The organism is Jeotgalibaca sp. PTS2502, from assembly GCF_001975685.1.
Classification (GTDB): Bacteria; Bacillota; Bacilli; order Lactobacillales; family Aerococcaceae; genus Jeotgalibaca; species Jeotgalibaca arthritidis.
Genome location: NZ_CP019433.1, coordinates 2,122,604 through 2,147,377, shown reverse-complemented (window position 1 = coordinate 2,147,377; position 24,774 = coordinate 2,122,604). Strand labels below are relative to the sequence as shown.

The following is a 24,774-nucleotide window of genomic DNA, read 5'->3' as shown; positions in this document are numbered from 1 at the left end:
TCAAATGGCTCTACGTCTCTTTTTACATCGCTTCAGCAATACTTTTCTTCTGCATACGATACATCTCTGCGTACTTACCGTCTAATAAAAGCAACTCTTGATGATTCCCTCTTTCAACAATTTCACCATTGTCTAAGACAAGAATTTGATCAGCGTGCTGGATAGTAGATAAACGGTGGGCGATGATAAAGGTTGTTCGCCCTTCTTTTAAAACATCCATCGCATGTTGGATGATTTCTTCTGTCTCTGTATCGATACTAGATGTCGCCTCGTCCAAAATTAAAATTTTAGGATCATAAGCTAAGGCTCTAGCAAATGAAATTAATTGTCTTTGACCAGAACTCAAGGTACTCCCTTTTTCAACGACTGGCTCATCTAAGCCTTTTTCAAAGTGAAGCAACATTTGGTCGCCGCCTACTTTCTCCAAGGCACTGTGGGCCATTTCTTTGGTAATCGTTGGATTTTCTAGCGTAATATTGGATTCAATGGTTCCTGTAAAAAGAAAGGGATCTTGCAAGACAATCCCCATCCCTTGGCGGACACTTTTACGCGAAGCCAATTTGGTATTTTGTCCATCAATTCGAATTTCACCTTGATCTGGATCATAGAAGCGGAATAAAAGATTCATAATGGAACTCTTACCTGAACCAGTATGGCCGACAAGCGCAACCGTTTCTCCTGAGTTTGCTGTAAAGCTAATATCCTTCAAAACCTTGGTCTCTTCTTTGTAACCAAAACTCACTTGATCAAATTCAACTTTCCCTACTGTCAAATCTAATTTACCACTCGCATCCTCTTCAGCAGGTGTATCGACTAAGGTAAAGACACGTTCACCGGCTGCGATGGCTTGTTGAACAAATGACATCTGTTGGATAATACCTTGAATAGGATCATATAAACGTGTCACATAGTCACCGAACACATAGAGCGTCCCGATCGAAATCCCTAAAATACCATCTAAATACTGGCTACCAAAAAATAACATCACGAACATGAGCGTCACGTGACGCAACAGACCGCCTAGTGTGAATTGTGCAGCTGAATCTAATAGCACGTATTTCCGTTCAACTTCAAACCATGCTTGATTAATCGTATTAAATTCTTCAGAAACTTTCTCTTCCTGCTGAAAAGCTTGAATAATCGACATACCTTGGACTGATTCATTGATTTTACCGTTGATATCACTATTCAATTCCCGTTCTTTACGGCTAAACCGGCCGGCATATTTACTGTAATATTTATGCCAAATATACATCAGTGGCAATAAAACAAGTAAGGATAAGCCTAGTCCGACATGCAAACGGGTAATGGCAATGTAGGTCCCAATCACATAAATCACATTTAGCATGACATTGCTGATGGTCACCACATAAAACTGCTGGCGTAAGACTTCGGTGTCGTTTGTAATTTGTGACACCACCTTACCAGCTGGTAAATTATCAAAGTAGCGGATCGGTAGTTTTTGAAGATGACGATAAGCTTGATCACGAATAATTTTAACAATTTTGTTAGCAGTCTTTGTAAGGATTAAGAAACTCAGATAGCGTAACAGAGCCGTTACACCAATCAATAGAGCATACAAGCCGAGCAATCTCACTAACAAGTCGGTTAGCAATTGTCCCGATGCAGCTGAGGGTGTAATCACATCATCAATCAATTGTTGTGCCACAATGGGCGCATATAAATCGGTAATCACTGCTGTGATTAGTAATGTAAATCCTATGACAAATTTGCCTTTATCATATTTCATATAAGATAATAGTCGTTTGACTGTTTTCATTCATCAGCACCTGCCTTTAACTCTTGGCGAAGATACTGGGTGTAGTACCATCCTTTTCTACTAATTAAGGCGTCGTGGCTGCCGCGCTCAATAATTTTTCCATCTTCCATAACGATAATTTCATCGGCTTGTTTAACCGCTGAAAGTCGGTGGGTAGAAATAATAGTCGTTTTCCCACTTCTAAGCTGTTTGATATTTTCTATAATTTTTTGTTCGGTTTTCGCATCCACTGCCGATAAAGAATCATCTAAAATTAAAATTTCAGGATCTTTAATTAAGGCTCTAGCAATCGAAATCCGTTGTTTTTGGCCCCCTGAAATAGAGACCCCTTTTTCACCAATCATGGTGTCTAGCCCTTCAGCCATTTTCTTGAGATCGTCCTCAAATGATGCAATTCGGATGCTTGCCATAATTTCATCATCTGTGGCACTCCCTTTCCCAAAGGCGATATTATCCCTAACACTCTTAGAGAAAAGAATATGGTCTTGCGGCACATAACCAATTAGATTTTGAACAGTCTTACCTTTATAAGCTAAAATCGGTTCTGTTCCTACCATTAAATCACCGCTACCTAGTGGGTATTGGCGCAATAATTGGCGAATAAAGGTCGTCTTGCCGGCACCTGTTTTCCCAACAATGCCTAATGTTTTCCCCTTCGGAATGACGACATCAATCTGGTCTAAATTAACGTCTTGGCTAGATGGGTACTTAAAGGATAAACCGTGAACAGTAATATCATCCACTGTATCAATAACTTTACTTCCATCAGCTTCCATACTATCGTTTGCTGAAAGAACGGTCTCAACCCGTTCCATCGATGCACTACCTTGACGAAGAACGTTAGTCAATTCACCAATTGACATAATCGGCCAAACAATCATTCCTAAATACATTTGGAAGGCAACAATGTCACCAACCGATAGCTGTCCTTTGGAGACTAGGTAAGCCCCATAACCAAACGAAATCAAGTTGCTCACTGACAGGGTCACTTTTGTGAGCGGCGAGAATAAAGCATTGGCATCTGCAACGCGATTATTCTTGGCTAGCATACTTTCCGTTTGCTGGCGGAATTTTTCGACATAGTCATCCTCTTTCACGTAAGCTCTAATCACGCGGATACCATCCACCACTTCTAGTACGTCATTATTCAGTGACGAAAAGGCATCTTGAGCTGCTGTGTAACGTTTCTCAACAATGTTCCCCAACTTACCAAACAAGTAAGCTAAGACCGTTAATGGTAATAAACTGAAAAATGTTAGCTTCCACGAGACAGACAAGCCCATCATAAGAATGATGACTGCTAAAAATAAAGTCGCATTCATTAATACCATCATGCCATAACCCGCTGTATCGGCAATCGAACGGACATCTTGCGTTGCACGAGCCATTAAGTCACCAGTACGGAATTTTTCATAAAAGCTCGCTCTCATTTTTAAAAAGTGACTCATTAATTTTGATCGCATTTGTGCTTGGAGTTTAGCAGCGCCTGTGAATAGATAATAGGACCAGATAAATTCTAATAGATAAGCACCAATTAAACTAATTAAAAATAATAGCCCAAACAAACGTAGGGCAGACCCTGTGAGTTCATCTTTAATAATGGCATCAATAAGTTGCCCGATAATATAAGGAATGAAGACACTGAATCCGTTACTGCCGATCATGGTTAGTAATGACACCACGTAATCGAATCGATTTTCTTTAAAAAAATCTTTTAACTTAAACATCACATTAAACATAACTTGAACTTCCCTCATTTCTACCTTCCATGAAACAAGACTTAAAATTGGACGCAAAAAAGCGCAATCCGTCCTTAAACAGATTGCGCCTACTAATTCGTTTAGCTTATAGTACGCCCATTAAATGTCTTCGTGGAAGGAGGTTAATAAATATTTGATTTGTTGTAAATTCATAGTCATAACAATCATTGTAAACCCTCCTTTTCTTAGTCTTTCTACAGTCTAATCGTTTTCAAACATTAGTACAAGCCTTTTATTAAAAAATAGTAAAAGTTTTTTTCATTTTCTTTGAAATATCTGATAAAATCAGAAGAAATACGTTAGTTGAAACAAGGAGATGTAAGCATGTATCATTGGTCAAACCTTTCCAAACATTATCCAGCTTCTAGTATTCGCAAGATGGCGAAGCTGGCGCGTCAGTTTGACGACACGATTATGTTGACAATGGGAGAACCTAATTTTGAAACACCTGATTTTATCAAACAGACAGGTATAGAAGCAATCGAACAAAATCGGACACATTACGGGGACAATGTTGGGGAAGATACCTTTCAGGTCGCCGTTTCAAAAAAATATTCGGAGATGACTGGCTTTGCTTTTTCAAAAGATGAGGTCATGGCTTCCTTTGGTGCAACGGAGGGCATCTTGCTCGTTATGATGTCTGTTTTAAATCCGGGTGACGAGGTATTGATTGCTAATCCTCACTATCCGAACTACTTAGGCCAAATTATGGGATTAGGCGCAAAGGTTGTCGAAGTGCCTGTTTATGAAGAAAATCAGTTTAAAATTCAAGCAAAAGATATTGAAGCTGCCATTACGGATCGAACAAAGCTACTAATTATTAATTCGCCAAACAATCCGATGGGCTCTATTTTAGATCAAGCTGAGATGGAAGCTATTGTGGCCGTTGCTGATAACCATCACATTACAATTTTGTCTGATGAAGTTTATGAAAGTATCATGTACGATGGTAAGGAACACTTTAGCTTATTCCAAATTCCTGCTGCCAAAGACCGTCACTTTATCGTTAATAGTTTCTCAAAAACGTATGCCATGACGGGTTGGCGTGTCGGTTACGTGGTCGGCAATGAAGCTGCTATTGAACGGATGGCTGAATTTAGAGAGGGTATTGGCTTTTGTGTGCCGCCTTTTATTCAGGATGCTGCTGTTGAAGCATTAAACTCCGATCAAGCTATTGTTAAGGACTATTTAATGGCCTATGACCGCAGACGTCATGTGATTGTAGATGGTTTAAATGCTATCCCTGGTTTCCATTGTTTAAAAACAGAAGGTGCATTCTATGCTTTTCCAAATATTCAAGCTTTTGGAGAATCGTCACAAGACTTCGCAATGGAATTATTACAAGAAACCCATGTTGCCATGACACCTGGTTCGGCTTTTGGTTCTATGGGAGAAGGCTATCTCCGCATCTCCTTTGCCCAATCTGAAGAGGTGCTTCAAGAAGCCGTTGAACGCATTCATCAGTACATATTAAGGGCCTATCCTGAACTCGTTTAAAAAAATAAACAGGAGAGTGGGAAAAAAGGCGTTTAGCCCCGAATCGTTGGACCGAAAAAACGCAGGGTGGTCGTAGACCATCCGAGTATTATTCGGGAAACGCATGTCGGGGCTGCCTTTTTGAGCACATTTGCGCAACAATTATTCGTATATAAAAAAGGGACTGGCGTTATTTCCCAGTCCTCTGTTTTAGTTTGTATGAATAGAGTCAAATGTTGCTCTGACTAATGAACCTAAATCTGTTGGAGAAAGTTCCATTTGCAGCCCTCTTCTACCGGCTGACACAGTAATTGTTTCATAATTTAAGGCGGATTGATCAATATACGTTGGCAATAGTTTCTTCATACCAACTGGTGAACAGCCACCTCGGATATAGCCCGTTAGTTCTTCTAAATCATGGACATGCAGCATCTCTACTTTTTTATTGCCGCTTACCTTAGCGATTTTCTTTAAATCCAGTTCTGTATGACTCGGCATAACTGCCACTAAGGGCCCAGTCTTATTGCCCACTGCTACAAGTGTTTTAAAAATACGCGCAGGATCAACATTTAGAATCTCTGCTACCGCTTCACCTGAGACATGCTCGTCTTTCCAGGGGTACTCATGTTCCGTATAGGCAATCTTTTTTTGTTCAACAATACGAATAGCATTGGTTTTGGCTTTTTTCTTAGCCATCTCATCACTCCTAATAAAGGCTTATTTATTAGCTAGCTTGCGCTCTTTCAAGCCCATTAAAAAATGATAGGCGTATTGGGTAAAGGTAATAATAGCTAAAATAGCTGTTATAAATTGAATAATGGTTGCGCCCGGCAAGCTTAAAACGGCGAAAATGATGGTAACGAAGACCAACACGGTTGTTGTTTTTCCGAAAATGTTGGCAGACATAATCATCTTGGGTTTCATGCTGACCATAATAATACCTAATAAAATTTGACAAAGCTCTTTCACTAAAATAATCCAGAAAAACCATTTTTCTAACATGGTAATATCTGATAAGGAATAGAGAACAGAAACTTGCATCATCTTATCTGCAAAGGGATCCGCCACCGTTCCAAACTTCGAAACGACCTGATATTTCCGAGCTAGAAAACCATCGAGCACATCAGTAATACTCGCCACTACAAAAATAGCTAGTGCTAGTAACAGGGCATGTTCAGTTTCTGAATAAAACACCATAAAATAAACCGGAATTAGAAGCAAACGGATAAACGTTAATATGTTAGGAACATGTTTCATTAGCTACCTCCTTTTTAGCTTTTTTAATTGTTTCTTCATTTTATCTGAAAAGCTTTTATTTCATAAATCATACCACAAAGTCATTAAATCATTATAAAGATTTGTGCTATCTCGAACATTTTCGATATTTTATTTCATCGCATTACGTTAGTATGTTAGACTTATCTTAAGAATTTTTAATGATTTGGAGGAACATAAAGATGTTAGAAGTGAGAAGCCTTTCCAAGTCTTTTGGGAAGTTAAAAGCAGTTGACGATGTTAGTTTCACCATTGAAGACGGCGAAATTATGGGGATGATTGGCCAAAATGGTGCTGGTAAAACGACCACTTTTCGCCTCATTCTCGATTTCTTATCGCCTGATAATGGGCATGTCTTATGGAATGGTAAGCCGTTGACAAAAAATGAATATAATAGTGTAGGCTACTTGCCCGAAGAACGTGGTTTATATCCAAAAGTTTCAATTGAAGAGCAATTAATTTATTTCGCTCAGCTTCGCGGAAAACCAAAAAAAGAAGTGAAGCCACAAGTCGATTATTGGATGGATAAATTTCAAGTTAAAGGAAAAAAATCAGATAAGGTCAAAACGCTTTCTAAAGGAAATCAACAAAAGGTGCAACTCATTGCAACGTTACTCCATCAACCGAAATTGGTTATTTTAGATGAACCGTTTAGCGGATTAGATCCTGTTAATGCTTCTTTATTAGAAGAAGGTATCAAAGAGCTAAGAAAAAATGGCTCTTGTGTCATTTTCTCCAGCCATGATATGAATAATGTGGAAGAAATTTGTGACCACCTCATCATGCTTCGCAACGGCAAGCAAGTGTTACAAGGATCGGTTTCCGATATTAGGGAGCAATTTGGACGAACAAAACTCTTTTTAGATACACCGATTCCAACTAATATTCTACAAGCCATGCCAGGTGTGAAGCGTATTAGTGAAAATTCTGATGGCTTTAAAGTTATTGATTTAGAGGTCCCAGCTTATGGACGAGAAATTTTCAAAGAGGTCACTAAAAACGGCTATATTGCTACTTTTAGCCAACAGCCACCAACACTTGATGAAATTTTCCGTATGAAAGCAGGTGAACTGGATGAATAAGTTTTGGATTATTGTGGGTCAAGTTTATAAAAAGAATGTTAAATCAGTTGGCTTTATTACAATGATGCTCAGTCCGATTATTATGATTGGGATTATAGCAGCCATTATTTACTTTATTGGTAATCGTTTCGATTCGGTACCTACTATTGCTGTTATCAGTGATTCTCAAGAAATTCAGCAAGTGTTCCAGGCCGAAGAAGAGCAATTTGTAGTGGATGAGAGCTTGTCAACCTTGGAAGACGCTCGTACAGCAATTGAATCCGAAATCATTGATGCTTATTTGTCAGTCAGCACGGCTAACAACCATGTCACAGCAGATTTCGTTGAAGTTTCAGGGCTTGATTCACTTGACCTTAACTATATCACGTCCCTTCTAGCTGCTGTTCAGCTTGACTTACAATCACAGGCATTGGGCCTTTCTTCTGATGACATGATGGCTTTAAACACACCACCTACGGTTAAAAGCTCAACAGTAGCAGTTGACGACGGCAACATTATTGAAAATGACAATATAGATGAAGCCATCAAGACTGGCGCTGCCTACTTTATCTGTATTGCTATTTTCATGTTTATCATGACCTATTCCAGTATTATCGCAGAAGAAATTGCATCTGAAAAAGGCACACGCATTATGGAAATTGTTCTTTCTAGTGTGTCGTCGACCACCCACTTTTTTGGTAAGTTGACTGCTATTTTTCTAATTTGTTTAACCCAAATTGCTTTTTATGGGCTGATTTTCGCAGTTGCCCTTCAATTTGATTTTATTCAAAATCTGATTCCAAGCGACTTGGATATCATCAATCTGTTGAGTGGCATGGTAGGGGTTGCTTTATTCTATTTTGTTGCCGGCATTGTTCTTTTTGCTGTAATAGCAGCCTTCTTAGGGTCAATGGTAACCAAGATTGAAGATGTGTCCAAAGCTGTTACACCGATTATTTTTATTGCTTTAGCAGGCTTTTATGGTGGGATGTTTGCCTTTGCGAGTACGACAAATCCTATTATTAAGATTGGCTCACATATTCCATTCTTTTCACCATTTATTATGCCCTTCCGAATTGCAGCAGAGACGGTATCAAATGTTGAGGTCGGTATTTCCATGCTAGTGATGGTTGCCTTTACTATATTAGTGACCTTTATTTCACTGTTACTCTATCGCTCTAATGTTTTAATCTACTCAGAAAGTAATATGTTCAAAATTATTAAGACGTCCATTCGAAATGTTAAAAATGACCGCAAAAAAACACAGCAAGTCGAGAGTTAATCACTACTCGTTCTCACTGCGTTTAGCCATTTGTTGTCGCATGGCTGCGAGCTGTTCATCAGCATTGGGATTACGTCTCACGGTAAAGCGTTTAGGGACAGGATCATAGCCACCTTTAATAAAGGGGTGGCAGCGAAGAATACGAGCTGTCCCCATAATAGTGCCCTTAATCGTGCCATGTTGGTTTAAGGCATTAATCATATAAGTGGAGCAAGTGGGATAATACCGACAGCTCGGTGCAAAAAGAGGTGATATATGACTTTGATAACCTTTGACACCTTTAATCATTAATTTTCTCATTCTTATCGTTCCCTTTTATTAAAAATAGAGGTTCAGGTCCGTCGACTTGAACCTCTATTTTACTTTTCTATTTTTCTAATCGTAGTCGATTAATAAACTGTTCAACTCGAACAAAGGCTTCTTTTAACTCTTCAATTGAATAGGCATAAGAAATACGGATAAATCCTTCTCCCGATTCACCAAAGGCACTACCTGGAACAACAGCAACCTTTTCTTCTTGAACTAAGCGAGTCGCAAATTCTTCTGATGTCATTCCGAATTCTGAAATATTTGGGAATACATAAAAGGCACCGTAGGGATCAAAACAAGGTAGCTTTAAGCGATCAAGCACATCGATTAGGAAACGACGACGTTGATCGTAGCTTTCTCTCATTTCTGCAACCTCTTTATCACAGTCACGAATCGCCACAATACCGGCATACTGGCTTGAAGTTGGAGCCGCCATGATAGCAAACTGATGGATTTTAGTCATTTGCTCCATAATAAGAGCAGGAGCTGCAGCGTAACCTAAGCGCCAGCCTGTCATCGCAAAACTCTTCGAAAAGCCATTAATGACAATAGTACGCTCACGCATACCTGGTAAGGACGCAATGCTGACGTGTTCATTTTGATAAGATAACTCACTATAGATTTCATCACTCAAAACAAACAAGTCATGTTTTTTAATCACTTCGGCAATGGCTTCTAAGTCTTCTTTTTCCATAATAGCACCAGTTGGATTGTTTGGATAAGATAATATAACAATTTTAGTTTTATCCGTAATCGCTGCTTCTAATTCATCCGGCATCAAACGGAACTGATTTTTTTCTTTTAATTGAAGGCTGACCGGTACACCGTCTGCTAAAACAACACAAGGTAAATAGGATACATAACATGGCTCAGCAATAATCACTTCATCACCGGGGTCCAACATGGCACGTAACGCTAAATCGATTGCCTCACTGCCGCCTACCGTAACCAGAATCTCATCCTTTGCCTCATATGACAATTGATAGCGACGATTAAGATAATGACTGATTTCTTGTCGAAGCTCTAAAAGACCCGCATTTGCCGTATAAAAGGTATTCCCTTTTTGCAAGGTATACATTCCTTCATCACGAACAATCCATGGTGTATCAAAATCTGGCTCACCTACCCCTAAGGAGATAACGCCCGGTATTTCGTTAGCAATTTCAAAAAAACGACGGATACCGGATGGCTGAATCGTTTGTACTTTTTGGCTTAGTGGGTTTCTCATGGGGAAACCACCATCCGTTTGTCTTTATCTTCATCCACAAACAAAGTGCCGTGGTCTTTATAACGTTTTAAAATAAAATGAGTTGAGGTTGATTGGACCTCTTCAATAGTAGACAAGCGACGTGCCACAAAAGAAGCAATATCCTTCATCGGCGCTTTTCTCATTTCAACTAATAAATCATAGGCACCTGACATCAAGTAAACAGCGTCTACTTCAGGAAAGTGATAAACGCGTTCCGCGATTTTATCGAACCCTGCCCCTCTTTGCGGATTAACTTTTAATTCGATAACAGCAGAAACTTCATCATCATTAGCTTTATCCCAGTTAACCAGCGTATGGTAGCCACAAATAATCTTACGTTCTTCCATATCCTTTAAGGCATGGACAACATCATCCGTTTCCAAACCCAGCATAATCGCAATTTCTTCCGCAGTTAGGCGGCTGTTCTTCTCAATGACTTTTAGAATTCTTTCATTCATTTCATGGCTCATTGTTTTTATCCCTTTCAGCAGCTGCAGTTATAGGTTTTAAATATCTTTCATATTATCACTTCAAACAAGGCGGCGCAATCTATGCGTGTATAAAAAAATGTAAAGTTTCGTAACTCCTACAGAACAAAACACCCACTAGGCTGGGTAGGCCTATGTACCGACCCCCAAAAGTTTAGATTTTACTCTAACTTTTGGGGGTCGGTACCACAATCAAAACGAGTGGGGAATTTTTATTTTTTTAACCAAGGGTATTTTTTCAAGACTAACCGTTTGTGTGTAGTAGTCGGCTTGACGTAAGTGTTCAACAATTTCAGGAAGATTTAACTTTGTGACGAGTTCATCAATTGCTTCGATTCCTTCATCAGCTAATTCATCTCGTTGTTCTGCAGTTTTTAAGAGAGGTGTTACCATATGGGTACTGGCTTCGTTAAAATAATAGCCAATTGCTCCCGACTGCATGGCATACTTGGTCAGCTTGCTTGCTGGTGGTTCTTGCATACCTGTCATCATCTTATTAACGTCATAGGTAACCGAATTAGACTCTGGTACATTTAGTGGAACATCATCCAAACGGTTTAATATTTTATAGGCACCAATTGAGATGCAGTGTTCCCCTTCCTGTTGGTGTCCCTCCCGCAAAAAAGTAAGGCAGATTATGTAAAACAAGACCATCTGAAACTTCGGCCATCTTCAAAGCCATTGCCTCAGCTAATACCGTTTCAGCATCCACTGGCAAGGCACCGTGTGTTTCGGTTACTCCAACTGGAATATAAATCAAATCATTGTGGTCTAAATAATCTTCAATTTCACCTTTGTTAACTTTGATAAAAAACGTGTGCGCATGATAAAAACCTTCTACTCATTATTTACCTGGAACAAGCACCGTCAGATGTTGCGGTAAAATCATTAGATCTAATGGCAAAGCATCCCCTTCATCACCATCTACATTAGCGGTCATCTCTATATCGTTTTTAATCGCAATGTGTCCTTTTTCAAAGGCACGATAGACAATCTGTTGGTCATCTGTTACTTCACCTGAGAACACTTTTGGCAACAGCGCTAATTTATCCAGTAGCTTGTTACCCTTCAATAAGGTGAGATGTAGTTTACCGTCATCAACTTTTGCTTGAGGAACTAACTTTTCAAAACCACCTACTGAATTTGACAACGAAACTAATAGAACCATCGATTCTTCCACAAGTTCCTCGCCGTCTATTGTTAAGTGGAATGTGAAAGACTCACTTTCTCTCAGAGCCTTTGCCCCTTCCATAAAGTAGGCGAAAGCACCGAAGCGTGTTTTTTGATCAGGATCCACATTGGATACCGCACGAGGAATAACACCTACTGCTACAACATCAATAAAATAATGTTCGTTGATTTTACCAACATCCATCTTTTCTTTCTTAAGATGGCGTAACTCTTCAATCGCTTCTTCTGGGTTCATGGAAATGCCTAGAGCTCGTCCTAAGTCGTTAACTGTTCCTAATGGAATAAAACCAAAATCAGGACGGTAGTCTTCCTCTGCCAAACCACTTACACCTTCGTTAACCGTGCCATCGCCTCCCATAACAAAAACGGCATCGATATGGTTTCTTGCAGCTGTCTTAGCAAAGTCCTCCGCATCACCTGCTTTTTGGGTCTCTTTAACGGTTACCTGATCATATTGCTCCTTGAGTATCTCAGCTACTTTTGTTGCATATTCCGTAGCCATCTCTTCACCAGAAGATGGGTTTACAATCAATAATGCTTCTGTCATTCGTATCGCTCCTCTTAGAAAAAGTCATTAAATCGTGGGTTGCCATATGGTATCGCTGCTTGCCAATATTTCGCTTGTTGGTCTGTGACTTCTGCGTAACCAAACTGACGATACCAATCAAGACTTTGATAGCCCGCCATCAGGGCTGAAAAAGGTCCAATCGCCATTTTCAGTAAGCTATCATCCTGAACAGCTAACACCTTTTTAACCTGACCATCTGTATCAATTTTAAAGACAGCTTGATTCCAATCAGCATGAGGATCTTCAATACTCACATAAAGTGGTTGATGTCGTTTTTTAAAGGCGTAGTCTTTTAAAAAAGCTTCTACATCAACAATTCGAATCATCATATCATAGAATCCGCTGCGTTCGAAAACAGGCTCTTTTAGATGGAATGCTAGTGAATCTCCAAGAGAAGACTTACCCACAACTGTTGAAATTTGGGATTGATGCGACTGAATATATTGCCATAATACCCGCATAGCGTGACCATTCGCCACATGAAAATCCGTTATTTCTAGCTGAGGTTTGTTCCAAACATAACGGACATAGCCATCCACTTCTCCCATTTGGTTGAGACTCACTCCAAAATGATCAAAGGGTTCCCTTAATCTAAGGCGATTCCACCACCTATCATCACGAACCATATAGCCATTGGTTTGTTCAACGATTGTTTGATGAAAGGCTTTAATTTTAGGTAAGCAGTCGTCACAGTTATCACTCTCATAATCAAAGCGAACAACTCGCCCACTCGCTTCTTGGCGAAGAGCCATTTTCTCAACGGGAATGCTATAGTTGCTATTCTCAAAAAAGACTTCATAACCAAAATGACGGTAAAACCCTATTGAAAAGGGACTTAAAACCGATAGGATTTGACCATCTTTCTTCATTTTTTTAAATGCCGCTTGCAACAAGCCCTTGGTCACACCACCTTGACGGTATTCAGGATAGGTAGACACCATTGCGATGCCCCCCATTGGATATCTATGACCAAATACATTCATTTCTAGTGGATGAATGAGTAACTGACTAGCTAATTCCTTTCCATCATAGCCACCTAACCCAGCCCCTATTTCTAACCATGGTCCAATATCATCCATATGGTCAGCTTCATGACGTTTAACAAAACAGTAGTCTTTTAACTTTACAACTTGATCTAAATGCTCAGTGGGAATCAGTTTATAGTCCATCATTTGGCTCCTTTAAAAAGAGATATCATTTACAGCTCTTCAATAGTTGTAGAGTACATTTGTCGACTTTCTTCTAATTTATCTTCAATTTCAATTTTTATAGCAAGCTTTGTTTTTATCGTATTAAATGCATTTTTTATGTTAGTCTCTGAATTTACACCTAGTTCTATTAAGTCTTTTTCTTTATTCCAAGAACTATAGCAATAATTTATAAATTCTTCACTAGGATTCTCAAGTAATGCATCTATAATTCTCTCGACGTTTTTATAAACTGTTACCATTTTAGGGTATTTAACATTAGAGTCATTATTTAAGTCAGCTTTGCCCCCTGCTGTAAAATGATCTCTAAGAGATGAGGAGATAATAAAATACCTATTCAAAAAATAATCTTCTACATTAAAATAAATTGCTCGTTTCCTAAAAAGGTCAGTTGGAAATAAAACAAAAGCTTCCGCTATAAGTTTTTTCTTTTGATTTTCATCTAGGCTTGAGAACCTTTGAGGCAAAATATTATCTTCATCTTTATTAATCTGTAATGGAATATACCATTTATCCTTTTCTTTATTTTTATTAGCAAAGTACTCTCTTAATAAAAGATTTTTTTTATTATTATCAAATTTCCTAAACTCTTCATATGAAACCTCTAGTTCAGAAAAAAAACTCTCTTCTCTTGTATTCATATCTATTAAAAACCGAGGTGAATGAGTTACAGCAATACTACTAATAATATTACTGTACTTATTAATTCTAACTTCTAAATTGGCCTTATTCTCATTTTTTTTAGGTTTTCTTCCAAAAATAACATAGATATCGTCATAAGCATTCTCTTCCTTATTTGAAATACTTTCAAATACACTATTTGCATTTGAACTCCAACTTCCACTTGCAGAAAACTTTACTTCTAGACCTATATTTTTATCATTAATAACTACAGTCAAATCAGGAAACGCATGTTTCCCATTATCATTAAATGAAAAATCATATATTTTCTGTAAGTACTTTAAAACTTCTTTCACGATTTCTTCGAAAGCTAGACCAGTTTCACAATTTGAATAATGCTCATTGCTTTCGATAGCTGTAATCAATTCATCAAATAAATTTTTATAATTATTTCTTTGCAACTCTATCTACCTCCTCATTGTTAAATGCAATCAAGTCCTCTATACTAATAGAGCGATCACTCATATTATTTAAGCAAATTAAGATTGAATTAAGGGTATTTATTTCTATTCTCTTTGTAATGCCATTACACATATCATTTATTGTATTTGGTCTAATTCCACTACAGACAGAGAAACGATTTCTACTAATTTTTAATTCTTTAAGTAGCTCATCGAGATTAAAAGTTATAATTTTAATCACCTTCTTCTTGATTTATAACTCCAGAAGTTATAAAATGATAGTAGTTATTGTATAAAATGATTATCATACTTATTATAGGTTAAAATGAAAAATATAGAAATAGGTGGATTTATGTATAAAGTAGTATCTTTATTTAGTGGTTGCGGAGGCTTAGACCTTGGTTTAGAGGGCGGATTTATTGATGTTGCCACTAAACGTAAACTCCCTAAAACGGGGCTAACAACTATATTTGCTAATGATATTCGTCCAGGTGCAAAAATAGCCTGGGAAAATTACTTTAAAAGAGATGACATCTATCATCTAGATAGCATCGTTGACCTTATCCATCAGCATAGGGAAGGAAAATTCACTTTTCCTAAAGCAGATATTGTTACTGGCGGATTTCCTTGTCAGGATTTCTCAGTTGCTGGTAAAAGACTAGGTTTTAATAGCTCTGTTTCACATAGTGGAAATAAGTTTAAAGAAACCGAAATTGAAGAGGCGTCTGTAAAGAATAGAGGGCAATTATATATGTGGATGATGGAGGCAATAAACATTATACAGCCTAATATATTCATTGCTGAAAACGTTAAAGGTTTAACAAATTTAGATGATGTATATAAGATAATCAAAAATGACTTTTCATCATTGGGCTATAAGGTTTTTACAAAAGTTGTAAATGCTAAACATTACGGAGTAGCACAAAATCGAGAGCGTGTAATTTTTATGGGGTTTAAATCAGAGGCTCTAGTAACAGAAGATATTAACCCATTTCCAACCCCACTATATAGTAACGATTCTTTTATTTCTGTAAAACAAGTTTTACAGGATTTACCTGAGCCAGAATTTTCCTTAGACCCTTCTCAAAAATCATACAGCAAGGCCAAGTATTATGGGAATAAAGTACAAGGACAAACTGAAGTTAAATGGAATGGTGTCGCACCAACAATTAGAGCTGAACATCACGGTAATATAGAATTTAGACGTTTATCTAAAGAGCATGGTGGTGTTACACTAGATGGTGAAGAAAGAAGACTTACAGTTCGAGAATGCGCAAGACTTCAATCTTTTCCTGATGAATACGAATTTGTTCAAAATGGTGTTAGCGCATCGGAAGCATACAAAATCATTGGTAATGCTGTTCCCCCTGTATTAGCATACAATATAGGAATGCATATTTCTAAAAATTGGAGCACATGGTTTACTACTGAGAAAAAAGCTAATCATGAACAAATCCCTCTATTCTTAGCTGAATAAGTTAAATATATATATAATCATGTCTACTATTATTTTTAATGGTAGGCATTTTTCCTTATTGCTCACGGTCATTTTTGAATACACATAGCCTTTACAACATTCATAACCTATGCTCTAATTATTTTATATGAGAATAGATGGAGGTTATATTTTGACAAAAGAACCATTAAAAATGGATAGTCTCTTTGATTTAAAAAGTTTGAGCCAACCCCTTATGTGGGGAGAGCTCGTTTTTTACCTTGAGACGATTGCTAATAAAGAAGAGAACTCTTACACATCAGCTATTTACAGCTACAACCTAAAAACCAAAGAACGCCGACAATGGGGAGATGGTGGGAACAAGCAACTTCATTTGCAACTGTCACCCAACAAAAAATATCTCTCTTATTTAAGTAATAATCATAACGATAAGAAAATGCAAGTTATGATTATGCCGCTAGATGGCGGGAGTGCTTTTACCTTAACAACTGAAAAAGAAGGCGTTTCTCACTATATGTGGGCCGACAATTCAAGTGCCATTTTCTACCAAACGACAATCTTAACTAAAAAGGACGGCCAGACACAGTCGTCAGAAAAGAAACTGCCCGCGCCAACTGAGATTAATAAACTAACTTACAAATTAGATGGTGCAGGTATACTCCCTCAAGACCGTCATCATTTAGTCAAGAGAATCAGCGTCGCAAGTCAAAACGTTGAAACCTTACTTGAAGAAAGTCATCCCGTTCGCTTGTCTTATGTAGCAAAAGACGAGAGTTATTTATTATTGAATGACGATTTAAATCGTGACGATGAATGGTCTTATGGAAGTACGATTTACTATTATGACTTAAATACAAAAACACAACGTTCACTGACAACAACTGTTCCAAAAGGAAGCTTCTATTTTGCAGCTATGTCTGATCAAGAAGATTATCTCTTATTAGTCGGAAATGATTTCGAGCATGCCTTTGTATCCTTAAATAAGCTTTATGGTTACGATATGGTTTCACATGAATTAATCTGTTTAACTGATGATTTAGATGTAGAAGTATTGGATACGATTGTTGCAGATTTCCAGCAAGGCGTGCAAGGGATTCGTCCGACTTGGCTAACAGATTCTGAATTCCTCTTCCCAGCCACTCACCATGGTAAAATCCAACTATACAAAGGGGATCGACACGGTCATACCACCTTACTCTTTGATGAACAACTTCATCTTACAGATGGCAGTTTGTCGCAAGACGGCCAGCAGCTAGTTGTCACTTACTCCTCTTTAACAGAAACAAGTGCGTTGGCAGTCATTGACTTGGCTAGCGGCCATCTTGACCGTTTGTACCAGCCTAACCAAACTTATTTTGAGTCTCATGCTGTAGTAGAACCGGAGCGCTTTTGGTTTAAAGGTGCTGATCAGTGGGATATTCAAGGCTGGTACTTACCGCCTGTTGAGAAGCGGGACAATCACCCTGCTATTTTGTATATCCACGGTGGCCCACAAGTCTGTTATGGGGAATCCTTCTTCCATGAAATGCAAGTATTGGCTGGACAAGGTTACGGTGTTATTCTATTGAATCCACGTGGCGGCAACGGCTACGGCCAGTCATTCGTTTCGTCTATTCTGGGTGATTATGGTCATAAGGATTACGAGGATTTGATGTTAGGAACGACTCATGTGCTAAATGAACATCCTGAAATTGACAGCTCTAGTCTCTATGTGGCTGGTGGTAGTTATGGTGGTTTTATGACCAACTGGATTGTTGGTCATACGGATCGTTTCCGTGCCGCTATTTCGCAACGGTCGATTTCTAACTGGATTTCATTTTATGGAACGAGTGATATCGGTGCTTTCTTTGTGGAATTCCAATTGCAACGCGATTTATCAGATGTAGAAGGTCTGTGGAAGATGTCGCCACTTGCCCATGCTCACCAAGCTACAACACCATTATTATTGATGCACAGCGAACAAGATTTACGTTGTCCAATGGAACAAGCTGAGCAATTTTATGTGGCTATGAAGAAAAATCATGTTGATACGAAATTAATTACCTTCCCGCAATCTAATCACGGCTTGTCACGAGACGGTCTTCCTAATCTGCGGATGAGCCGCTTTGACGCCATGATGGCTTGGTTGGATACTTATCAGTAATAATCCTAATTGATAAGAAAAGCGGACAAGTCCGCCTTGGCCTATGAAAAAATAGGAAATTTGACCCTGAATGAGCAGCGAAGCGCGCAATGGGGCAAATTTATCTTTTTTTCAGTAGGCCAGGACTTGGGAGCTAGACATTGATGGCTGAACTTATAATCCCCTAGTCTATAAAAAAGCATGTCCTCTCCTAACTGGGAGAAGTCATGCTTTTTGTCTAGGTTATTGAAAAATATAGCTAGTCGTTATCTAGTTGTCCAGATTCGTAGTCAGCTGTTAACTCAACAACTAGCTTGGTTAAGACGAAGAGTGCTAGTAAGTTAGGGAGAACCATCAATCCATTAAACAAATCAGCCAACGCCCAAACTAAATCCACTTTCAATCCACTACCGACAGCAATAAAAGCTGCCACTAATAGGCTATATAGCGGAATCGCTTTACGTCCGAAGAGGTATTTTACATTTGCTTCACCGAAAAAGTACCAACCGATAATGGTGGCAAAAGCAAAGAAAAATACGCTGATTGCGACAATACTGTAGCCCCAATCACCAAAAACTTTTGAAAAAGCTACTTGCGTCAATTCAATCCCTGTTGTTGCGCCATCGAGTGATCCCGTTGTTAAAATCACTAAAACAGTCATCGGTAATAAGACAATCGTATCAATAAAAACGCCCATCATCGCAACCAGTCCTTGTTCACACGGATGGTTTACCCGAGCTAATGCATGTGCGTGAGGTGTTGACCCCATTCCTGCTTCATGAGTAAATAAGCCACGTGACACCCCAAAGCGAATCGCTTGCTTGACAGAAACACCTAACACCCCGCCTAAGACAGCTTCAGGTTTAAAAGCACCCACAAAAATCATTTGAAAACTAGCCGGTACCGCTTTAATATTAATGCCAATAACGATAAAACAAGCAATCGTAAAAAAGACGGGACTGGGAAATAACTAGCCTTAAATAAAAAAAGCGTAATGAAATAATCATAATTCTGATTGTTTCATTGCGATTTTTATTTTTCACTGGATTTTTGTAAAAAGCTTCCGCTTTTCTTCTAGCCTCAAGGGCTAGTTTTGTAAGATTCATGCTCATAAGCATGATCCCGATGTCATTATGAACGGCTTGCTTGCCTCTGACATGAGTTCTGCGCATGCCAAATACACCTTTCATACGACCAAAAACAGTTTCTACGTCGATTTTTCGTTGTGCGTAGATTTCTTTTCCACGATCGCTCTCAAGGCTTTCTTTTACATGCTGCTTGAAGTATTCCCAGTTATAGTTGACCGCTGTCTGGCGCTGGGCACCTTTCGGTGTCTTGGCTAATTGATTGCGCGACTCGTCCTGTTGTTCCACATCAGCCTTGTATACTTTAAATTGTCTTTGAAAACCATTCTTATCATTTCGCGTACTGTAATGCGAGAAACTAAAGCGTACACCGTCTAAATCTGTATAGGCATCCTCGATCTCGTCATAATCCCAGTTATAGCGGTGTTTAGGATTAGAGCGATAGGCTTTAGTGTTTTCTTTATGATACATGCCGTATGGGATGAGCGGAACCTTACCAAAGGTATCCAGAACCGCCTCGTAATTTTCTTCGCTGCCATAACCGGCATCTGCAGCGATATACGTGAATAAATCCAACGTTTGAATGGATTCCAAAAAAGGGATAAACGTGCGTGTATCCGTCGGATTTGAAAAAATATCATAGGCGATGACAAACTGATTGCTCGATGCGACCTGAAGATTATAGCCCGGTTTCAACTCACGGTTCTTCATCGGATCTTCTTTCATGCACATGAACGTTGCGTCCGTATCTGTTTTAGAGAAACTGTTTCGGTCTTCAAATGTGGCGTTTGCTTCTTCATAGCGTTGCTTACGCGGTAAGAAATCTTTTTTACATTTATTCCGGTATTTTTTGAGGATGCGACGACGTCGCTTCTGTTCCGAACCACCTTTAGGAACCACTTTTTCTTCTGTAATCGCAGCTTCGACGGCCACAAGTTCCTTGTCGAGAGAACCGATTATTTCTTTAATACCTTCTGCTGTTTTCAATGTCTCTTCCGATAAAGCGAGGTTTACTTTTGCTTGGACGAGTTCATCATACAATTTCGAAACGTTATCATTGAGTTTTGCTTCATAGCGTTCGATTGCTTTCTTCCAAGTAAAACTATAAATATTTGCATCGGCTTGTATCTTCGTACCGTCGATATATAACGCATCTTCGTGAATCAAGCCGTTGTCACTCAAGAGTGTTGTGAAAAGAATGAAGGCATACTTAATAAGCTTTGATGCATGCTCGCTTGAACGGAAATTGTTGATTGTCTTGTAGCTAACAGAAGTGTCGCCTGTCAACCACTTCATGGGAATCGATTCTTCATTCATGCGTTCCATTTTGCGTCCGGAAAATGTGGTGCGGCTATAGGCAAATAAGCACATCTTCAAAAGCATCGCGGGATGAAAGGCAGGGCGACCTGTATGAGACGTCTCTTCCAGGAGAAATTCCGAAGGAATCGAATCGACGAAACGGCTGATGAGGCGTGCTTCGTGATCACTCGGGATTGTAAAATCCAATTGTAGTGCTAAGGCCGTCTCCATTGTGTTATAATTTTGATACATGGTGAGTCACTCCTTTGGTTTTTGGTCGTACTTAAATTATAAGGTATTTGGCTCACTATGTCTTTTAAAACAATAAAATCCCCAACTCCTTCAATTTAGAAAGAGTTGGGGATTTTCTTTATTCAGGGACTGAGTTTTTTCCCAGTCCCACAATCTTCTCTGTTACAGCAGCAACCCGCTGAACGCCACCAATAAAAACAACTAGTGCCATGACAGCCATCACGGTCCCTGTTAGCCAAGGTTCAATACCAAAAGCACTCTTAACAGCGTGTCCAACTGAATTAGCTTGCACCATATTCCCCATAAATCCTAATGCCATAATAATTAAAAGAGAAAAAATAGCAGCAATCACTTTACCTAGTTTGCCTTTAAAGGCTGCTTGAATATAGTAAACTGGCCCCCCGACCAGCTCACCATTTTCCGTTGTCCGATACTTTTGAGCCAATGTTGCTTCGGCGTAAATAATAGCCATCCCTAACAAAGCACTCAACCACATCCAAAACACTGATCCCGGTCCGCCAGATACCATGGCAGTTGCCACACCAGCTAGGTTCCCAGTCCCAATTTGTGCTGAAATGGATGTCGCTAGCGATTGGAAAGATGTCATTCCTTCTTCCGCACTCGCTTTGTCTCCTTTCAACGACATTGATCCAAACGTTTTGCGAAAACTTTCTCCAAATTTTCGAAACTGAATAAATCGCAAGCGAATAGATAGAAATAATCCCATCCCACATAATAAAACAATTAATAATAAATCCCACAACCAACTATTTAGTTGTTCGACGATACCCAACACGTCACCCATTTACTCTCCCCTTTCAGGCATAGTCAAACAACTATAACTCGTTCTATTATGATTAGAATTCGATTAAAAATCAACCATAAAAATAACGCAATTGGTTTTTCCCAACCGCGTTTCTTCCTTAATCAAATAAAACGTCATTCATATCATAAAAACCTGGTTCTTTATCTCCAGCTAGCCATTTAGCACCATTTAATGCGCCAACAGCAAAAATCCGTTTCGAAAAAGCTTGGTGTTTAATTGAAATGACTTCGTCTTGTCCAGCAAAAATAACTTCATGTTCGCCAACAATACTGCCACCACGAACCGCATGGATGCCAATCTCTTTATCTTGGCGCTTGCTGACACCTTCTCGTCCATAAACAAAATCGTAGTTGAGCGTCTCATTAATGGTATCAGCAAACATTTTTGCTGTACCAGACGGTGCATCTACTTTTAAACGGTGATGTTTCTCAATCACTTCAATATCAAAGAAGTCCTTTAAAATAGGGCTATAGTCCTTCAACATCCGATTAACCAACATAACGCCTAAGCTAAAATTAGCACTCATAAGAACGGGAACTTTTTCGCTTAGAGCTGTAATTTTTGCTTGTTCTTCACTTGAAAAACCTGTTGTTGCAATTACAACGGGTACTTTGTAGTCACTGGCATATTGAACAATACTATCCAAGTTAGCCGGGTTTGAAAAATCAATCAACACTGCTAATTTTTCTTGATAGCCTGCTAAGGACTGATTTGTTTCGGGTGCAAAAACAACTAATTCGTCATCTGCTTGAATAGATTCTTCCACAACCCGTCCCATAGCACCATAACCTACTAAACCGATTTTCAAGACCATACCTCCTTATACTTGGCTAAAACAGCAACTAATTTTTGATAATTAGGCGCATCCATTTCACCAAGTGGCATTCGGAGTGGACCAACACCAAAACCTAACTCATTCATGGCGTGCTTAACTGGAATAGGATTGGTTTCATAAAATAGCGCACCGACCAAGTCTAAATAAGCAGTTTGAATTGCTAACGATTCTTGGTGGCGACCCTCTAGATAGAAGCTAACTAGATCGTGAACCTCTTTCGGCATAATATTCGCCCAAACACTAATCACACCTTTGGCACCTAAACTCAATAGTGGCACGATAATGTCATCATTACCGCTATACATAGCAAAGTCATCATTCAATAAGGGAGCCAGTTTAACGGCATAACCAATATCACCTGATGCTTCCTTTATCCCAATAATATTCGGATGTTTCGCTAGTGTCGCTACGGCTGATACAGACAGGCTACATCCTGTTCTCCCTGGCACATTGTATAAAATAATCGGAACATCAACACTATTAGCGATAGTTTCAAAGTGGCGAACCATACCGCCTTCGTTGGCACGATTATAATACGGCGTTACTACTAAGAGCATATCCGCACCATGTTCAGCAAAAGCTTTACTATTTTCTACAGCTGTTGCCGTGTTGTTGCTACCACTGCCGACAATAAGGGGCACACGTTTAGCGATTTTTTCAGCTGCAAAAGAAACTAATTGTTTCTCCTCTTCGAAAGTCATAGTTGATGCTTCACCGGTGGTTCCTAATAATACAATCCCATCTGTATGGTTGTCGATATGGTATTCAATTAATTCACCCATTTTTTCAAAGTGAATGCTGCCATCTTCATGCATAGGCGTAATAATGGCTACTAAAGATCCGCTTAACATTTCATCATCCTCCGGTTTCTATTTTAGGTCATTACGTAACAAGTCTAGGTAAGTTTGACGTTTGACAATTTCAGTTGTTTGGCCGTCTTTAACAAAAACAACTGCTGGCGTTAAACTACGGTTATAGTTGCTGCTCATTGAGTAGCCATATGCACCTGTTGCATAAACGACTAGTAAATCCCCTTTTTCAACTTTTGGTAATGCAACATCTTGGATTAAAACATCGCCCGATTCACAGTACTTTCCAGCCACTGTTACGTGTTCTGTTTTTTCTGCATCCATTTTATTGGCCACATCACAACTATATTTCGCTTGGTACAAACTTGGACGAATGTTATCTGCCATACCACCATCTACAAAATAATATGTTTTGTTTGGTGTTTGTTTTTGATAACCAATTTCGTAAAGGGTATAACCCGCTTCAGCAACTAGACTGCGTCCCGGCTCAATAATTAGTTCTTTAATGGTTAAATCTGCTGCCGTTAACGATTGGTCCAAATAACGTAATAATAGGTGCATCGTTTCCTCAATCCCTAGCGGCTTGTCGTCTTCGGTATAGCGAACACCAAAGCCACCACCTAAATTAAGGGCTAACGGTTGGTCAAAGTCGTTCAAGTAAGACACCATCTTATCAATAGCCGCATACCATGCATCCATTTCAAAAATTTGTGAACCAATATGAACATGGAAGCCTTCTAATTCAAGGTAGTCACTGTCGTTTAATAGCTCTAAACAAGCTTTAAAATCTGAGCTGTCATAAGCCATCCCAAATTTCGAGTCAATGTGAGTCGTCACGATATACTCATGAGTATGAGCCTCAATGCCGACATTTAAACGAAACATGATTTGCATCGGTTGTTTGTAATCATTTGCTAATTGGCTTAACTCTGTCAATTCCATTAAGTTATCGCAAACAATATGTTGCATACCCGATTCAAAAGCCATTTTCAGTTCTTCTGTTGATTTGTTATTGCCGTGAAAGTAGATATGGTCAACTGGCACATCTGATTGTAAGGCTGTATACAATTCGCCAGCACTCACGACATCCACACCAAATCCATATTGGTTGACCAAATTCATCATCCCAACCGTCTGGAAGGCTTTGGATGCGTATAAAATTTTGGTTGGAAAACGATCAGATTTGAAGGCTTTTTTATATGAGTGTATATTCGTTTCAAGTTGTTGTTGATCATAAACATATAAGGGACTGCCATATTGCGCCACTAATTGGCTAGCGGCAGCACCGCCAATGTGTAATTCCGTCATTGTCTCTCTCCTCGATTCTACTATTCATCTGCTCCTTTATTTTCTTTTATTAT

Annotated in this window: 24 protein-coding genes; 5 read left to right on the top strand and 19 right to left on the bottom strand. The window is 39.0% G+C overall.

Annotated elements, in window-relative coordinates:
- Nucleotides 1–22 precede the first annotated feature (22 nt).
- The gene (locus BW721_RS10730; protein WP_076768451.1) at nucleotides 23–1,780 is read right to left on the bottom strand and encodes an ABC transporter ATP-binding protein; all 1,758 of its coding nucleotides are present in this window, start codon (nucleotides 1,778–1,780) and stop codon (nucleotides 23–25) included.
- Nucleotides 1,777–3,537 carry an ABC transporter ATP-binding protein gene (locus BW721_RS10725; RefSeq protein WP_198031362.1) on the bottom strand — a complete coding sequence of 587 codons (1,761 nt, stop codon included), beginning with the start codon at nucleotides 3,535–3,537 and terminating at the stop codon, nucleotides 1,777–1,779. The genes BW721_RS10730 and BW721_RS10725 overlap by 4 nt, the downstream gene beginning before the upstream one ends.
- A gap of 327 nt (nucleotides 3,538–3,864) precedes the next feature.
- On the opposite strand from BW721_RS10725, the gene BW721_RS10720 reads away from it, so the two are divergent.
- Entirely contained in the window at nucleotides 3,865–5,037 is a 1,173-nt protein-coding gene (locus tag BW721_RS10720) for a pyridoxal phosphate-dependent aminotransferase (protein WP_076768450.1), read from the top strand.
- Between the two features lie 189 nt (nucleotides 5,038–5,226).
- Here BW721_RS10720 and ybaK read toward each other — a convergent pair whose 3' ends face one another.
- Both ybaK and BW721_RS10710 read right to left on the bottom strand, forming a co-directional pair.
- On the bottom strand, nucleotides 5,227–5,712 hold the full coding sequence (ybaK, locus tag BW721_RS10715) for a Cys-tRNA(Pro) deacylase (RefSeq protein WP_076768449.1): 486 nt from the start codon (nucleotides 5,710–5,712) through the stop codon (nucleotides 5,227–5,229).
- Between the two features lie 21 nt (nucleotides 5,713–5,733).
- On the bottom strand, nucleotides 5,734–6,273 hold the full coding sequence (locus BW721_RS10710) for a CDP-alcohol phosphatidyltransferase family protein (protein WP_076768448.1): 540 nt from the start codon (nucleotides 6,271–6,273) through the stop codon (nucleotides 5,734–5,736).
- A gap of 200 nt (nucleotides 6,274–6,473) precedes the next feature.
- Between BW721_RS10710 and BW721_RS10705 the strand changes: the two genes are divergently transcribed.
- Both BW721_RS10705 and BW721_RS10700 read left to right on the top strand, forming a co-directional pair.
- Nucleotides 6,474–7,373 carry an ABC transporter ATP-binding protein gene (locus tag BW721_RS10705; RefSeq protein WP_076768447.1) on the top strand — a complete coding sequence of 300 codons (900 nt, stop codon included), beginning with the start codon at nucleotides 6,474–6,476 and terminating at the stop codon, nucleotides 7,371–7,373.
- Complete coding sequence (locus tag BW721_RS10700; RefSeq protein WP_076768446.1) at nucleotides 7,366–8,634, top strand: ABC transporter permease; 1,269 nt, start codon at nucleotides 7,366–7,368, stop codon at nucleotides 8,632–8,634. Before BW721_RS10705 ends, BW721_RS10700 begins: the two co-directional genes overlap by 8 nt.
- A gap of 3 nt (nucleotides 8,635–8,637) precedes the next feature.
- On the opposite strand, the gene yidD is transcribed toward BW721_RS10700, so the two are convergent.
- The 9 genes from yidD to BW721_RS12355 form a co-directional block, all read right to left on the bottom strand.
- The gene (gene yidD, locus BW721_RS10695; protein WP_076768445.1) at nucleotides 8,638–8,934 is read right to left on the bottom strand and encodes a membrane protein insertion efficiency factor YidD; all 297 of its coding nucleotides are present in this window, start codon (nucleotides 8,932–8,934) and stop codon (nucleotides 8,638–8,640) included.
- Between the two features lie 67 nt (nucleotides 8,935–9,001).
- Entirely contained in the window at nucleotides 9,002–10,171 is a 1,170-nt protein-coding gene (locus BW721_RS10690; protein ID WP_076768444.1) for an aminotransferase class I/II-fold pyridoxal phosphate-dependent enzyme, read from the bottom strand.
- Nucleotides 10,168–10,650, bottom strand: a complete 483-nt coding sequence (locus tag BW721_RS10685) for an Lrp/AsnC family transcriptional regulator (protein WP_232222921.1) — start codon at nucleotides 10,648–10,650, stop codon at nucleotides 10,168–10,170. The genes BW721_RS10690 and BW721_RS10685 overlap by 4 nt, the downstream gene beginning before the upstream one ends.
- A 222-nt stretch (nucleotides 10,651–10,872) precedes the next feature.
- The gene (locus tag BW721_RS11975) at nucleotides 10,873–11,172 is read right to left on the bottom strand and encodes a hypothetical protein (protein WP_076768442.1); all 300 of its coding nucleotides are present in this window, start codon (nucleotides 11,170–11,172) and stop codon (nucleotides 10,873–10,875) included.
- A gap of 73 nt (nucleotides 11,173–11,245) precedes the next feature.
- Nucleotides 11,246–11,440: a hypothetical protein gene (locus BW721_RS11970; protein WP_076768441.1), complete on the bottom strand. Its 195-nt coding sequence runs from the start codon at nucleotides 11,438–11,440 to the stop codon at nucleotides 11,246–11,248.
- 84 nt (nucleotides 11,441–11,524) lie between these two features.
- Complete coding sequence (locus BW721_RS10670) at nucleotides 11,525–12,418, bottom strand: diacylglycerol/lipid kinase family protein (RefSeq protein WP_076768440.1); 894 nt, start codon at nucleotides 12,416–12,418, stop codon at nucleotides 11,525–11,527.
- A 14-nt stretch (nucleotides 12,419–12,432) separates the two neighbouring features.
- Complete coding sequence (locus BW721_RS10665) at nucleotides 12,433–13,608, bottom strand: GNAT family N-acetyltransferase (RefSeq protein WP_076768439.1); 1,176 nt, start codon at nucleotides 13,606–13,608, stop codon at nucleotides 12,433–12,435.
- A 29-nt stretch (nucleotides 13,609–13,637) separates the two neighbouring features.
- Nucleotides 13,638–14,729 (bottom strand): hypothetical protein, encoded by a 1,092-nt coding sequence (locus BW721_RS10660; protein ID WP_076768438.1) that lies wholly within the window; start codon nucleotides 14,727–14,729, stop codon nucleotides 13,638–13,640.
- Nucleotides 14,716–14,970 (bottom strand): helix-turn-helix domain-containing protein, encoded by a 255-nt coding sequence (locus tag BW721_RS12355; RefSeq protein ID WP_198031361.1) that lies wholly within the window; start codon nucleotides 14,968–14,970, stop codon nucleotides 14,716–14,718. The genes BW721_RS10660 and BW721_RS12355 overlap by 14 nt, the downstream gene beginning before the upstream one ends.
- 111 nt (nucleotides 14,971–15,081) lie before the next feature.
- Here BW721_RS12355 and BW721_RS10650 point away from each other — a divergent pair, with 111 nt between their 5' ends.
- Both BW721_RS10650 and BW721_RS10645 read left to right on the top strand, forming a co-directional pair.
- A complete protein-coding gene (locus tag BW721_RS10650; RefSeq protein ID WP_156892247.1) occupies nucleotides 15,082–16,206 on the top strand; it encodes a DNA cytosine methyltransferase in 1,125 nt (374 codons plus the stop codon).
- A 151-nt stretch (nucleotides 16,207–16,357) separates the two neighbouring features.
- Nucleotides 16,358–18,328 (top strand): S9 family peptidase, encoded by a 1,971-nt coding sequence (locus BW721_RS10645; protein ID WP_335617479.1) that lies wholly within the window; start codon nucleotides 16,358–16,360, stop codon nucleotides 18,326–18,328.
- Between the two features lie 238 nt (nucleotides 18,329–18,566).
- On the opposite strand, the gene BW721_RS10640 is transcribed toward BW721_RS10645, so the two are convergent.
- The 6 genes from BW721_RS10640 to lysA all read right to left on the bottom strand — a co-directional run bounded on the left by BW721_RS10640 (nucleotide 18,567) and on the right by lysA (nucleotide 24,721).
- Complete coding sequence (locus tag BW721_RS10640) at nucleotides 18,567–19,220, bottom strand: alanine:cation symporter family protein (RefSeq protein ID WP_232222985.1); 654 nt, start codon at nucleotides 19,218–19,220, stop codon at nucleotides 18,567–18,569.
- A 1-nt stretch (nucleotide 19,221) separates the two neighbouring features.
- Entirely contained in the window at nucleotides 19,222–20,943 is a 1,722-nt protein-coding gene (locus tag BW721_RS10635; RefSeq protein ID WP_076768435.1) for an IS1182 family transposase, read from the bottom strand.
- A 118-nt stretch (nucleotides 20,944–21,061) separates the two neighbouring features.
- Nucleotides 21,062–21,748 carry an alanine:cation symporter family protein gene (locus BW721_RS10630; RefSeq protein WP_076768434.1) on the bottom strand — a complete coding sequence of 229 codons (687 nt, stop codon included), beginning with the start codon at nucleotides 21,746–21,748 and terminating at the stop codon, nucleotides 21,062–21,064.
- Nucleotides 21,749–21,866: 118 nt separating this feature from the next.
- On the bottom strand, nucleotides 21,867–22,577 hold the full coding sequence (gene dapB, locus BW721_RS10625) for a 4-hydroxy-tetrahydrodipicolinate reductase (RefSeq protein WP_076768433.1): 711 nt from the start codon (nucleotides 22,575–22,577) through the stop codon (nucleotides 21,867–21,869).
- Nucleotides 22,574–23,455: a 4-hydroxy-tetrahydrodipicolinate synthase gene (gene dapA, locus BW721_RS10620; RefSeq protein ID WP_076768432.1), complete on the bottom strand. Its 882-nt coding sequence runs from the start codon at nucleotides 23,453–23,455 to the stop codon at nucleotides 22,574–22,576. Before dapA ends, dapB begins: the two co-directional genes overlap by 4 nt.
- Before the next feature lie 18 nt (nucleotides 23,456–23,473).
- Nucleotides 23,474–24,721, bottom strand: coding sequence for a diaminopimelate decarboxylase (lysA, locus tag BW721_RS10615; protein ID WP_076768431.1), 1,248 nt, complete (start codon nucleotides 24,719–24,721; stop codon nucleotides 23,474–23,476).
- Between the last annotated feature and the right edge of the window lie 53 nt (nucleotides 24,722–24,774).

Coding starts and splice junctions, on each gene's coding strand:
- BW721_RS10700 (WP_076768446.1), top strand. CDS start 7,366: ATGAATAAGTTTTGGATTATTGTGGGTCAAGTTTATAAAAAGAATGTT.
- yidD (WP_076768445.1), bottom strand. CDS start 8,934: ATGAGAAAATTAATGATTAAAGGTGTCAAAGGTTATCAAAGTCATATA.
- BW721_RS10690 (WP_076768444.1), bottom strand. CDS start 10,171: ATGAGAAACCCACTAAGCCAAAAAGTACAAACGATTCAGCCATCCGGT.
- lysA (WP_076768431.1), bottom strand. CDS start 24,721: ATGACGGAATTACACATTGGCGGTGCTGCCGCTAGCCAATTAGTGGCG.
- BW721_RS10670 (WP_076768440.1), bottom strand. CDS start 12,418: ATGACAGAAGCATTATTGATTGTAAACCCATCTTCTGGTGAAGAGATG.
- BW721_RS10725 (WP_198031362.1), bottom strand. CDS start 3,537: ATGAGGGAAGTTCAAGTTATGTTTAATGTGATGTTTAAGTTAAAAGAT.
- BW721_RS10665 (WP_076768439.1), bottom strand. CDS start 13,608: ATGGACTATAAACTGATTCCCACTGAGCATTTAGATCAAGTTGTAAAG.
- BW721_RS10730 (WP_076768451.1), bottom strand. CDS start 1,780: ATGAAAACAGTCAAACGACTATTATCTTATATGAAATATGATAAAGGC.
- dapA (WP_076768432.1), bottom strand. CDS start 23,455: ATGTTAAGCGGATCTTTAGTAGCCATTATTACGCCTATGCATGAAGAT.
- BW721_RS11975 (WP_076768442.1), bottom strand. CDS start 11,172: ATGATGACAGGTATGCAAGAACCACCAGCAAGCAAGCTGACCAAGTAT.
- ybaK (WP_076768449.1), bottom strand. CDS start 5,712: ATGGCTAAGAAAAAAGCCAAAACCAATGCTATTCGTATTGTTGAACAA.
- BW721_RS10635 (WP_076768435.1), bottom strand. CDS start 20,943: ATGTATCAAAATTATAACACAATGGAGACGGCCTTAGCACTACAATTG.
- BW721_RS10630 (WP_076768434.1), bottom strand. CDS start 21,748: ATGGGTGACGTGTTGGGTATCGTCGAACAACTAAATAGTTGGTTGTGG.
- BW721_RS10685 (WP_232222921.1), bottom strand. CDS start 10,650: ATGAATGAAAGAATTCTAAAAGTCATTGAGAAGAACAGCCGCCTAACT.
- BW721_RS10650 (WP_156892247.1), top strand. CDS start 15,082: ATGTATAAAGTAGTATCTTTATTTAGTGGTTGCGGAGGCTTAGACCTT.
- BW721_RS10710 (WP_076768448.1), bottom strand. CDS start 6,273: ATGAAACATGTTCCTAACATATTAACGTTTATCCGTTTGCTTCTAATT.
- BW721_RS10720 (WP_076768450.1), top strand. CDS start 3,865: ATGTATCATTGGTCAAACCTTTCCAAACATTATCCAGCTTCTAGTATT.
- BW721_RS10705 (WP_076768447.1), top strand. CDS start 6,474: ATGTTAGAAGTGAGAAGCCTTTCCAAGTCTTTTGGGAAGTTAAAAGCA.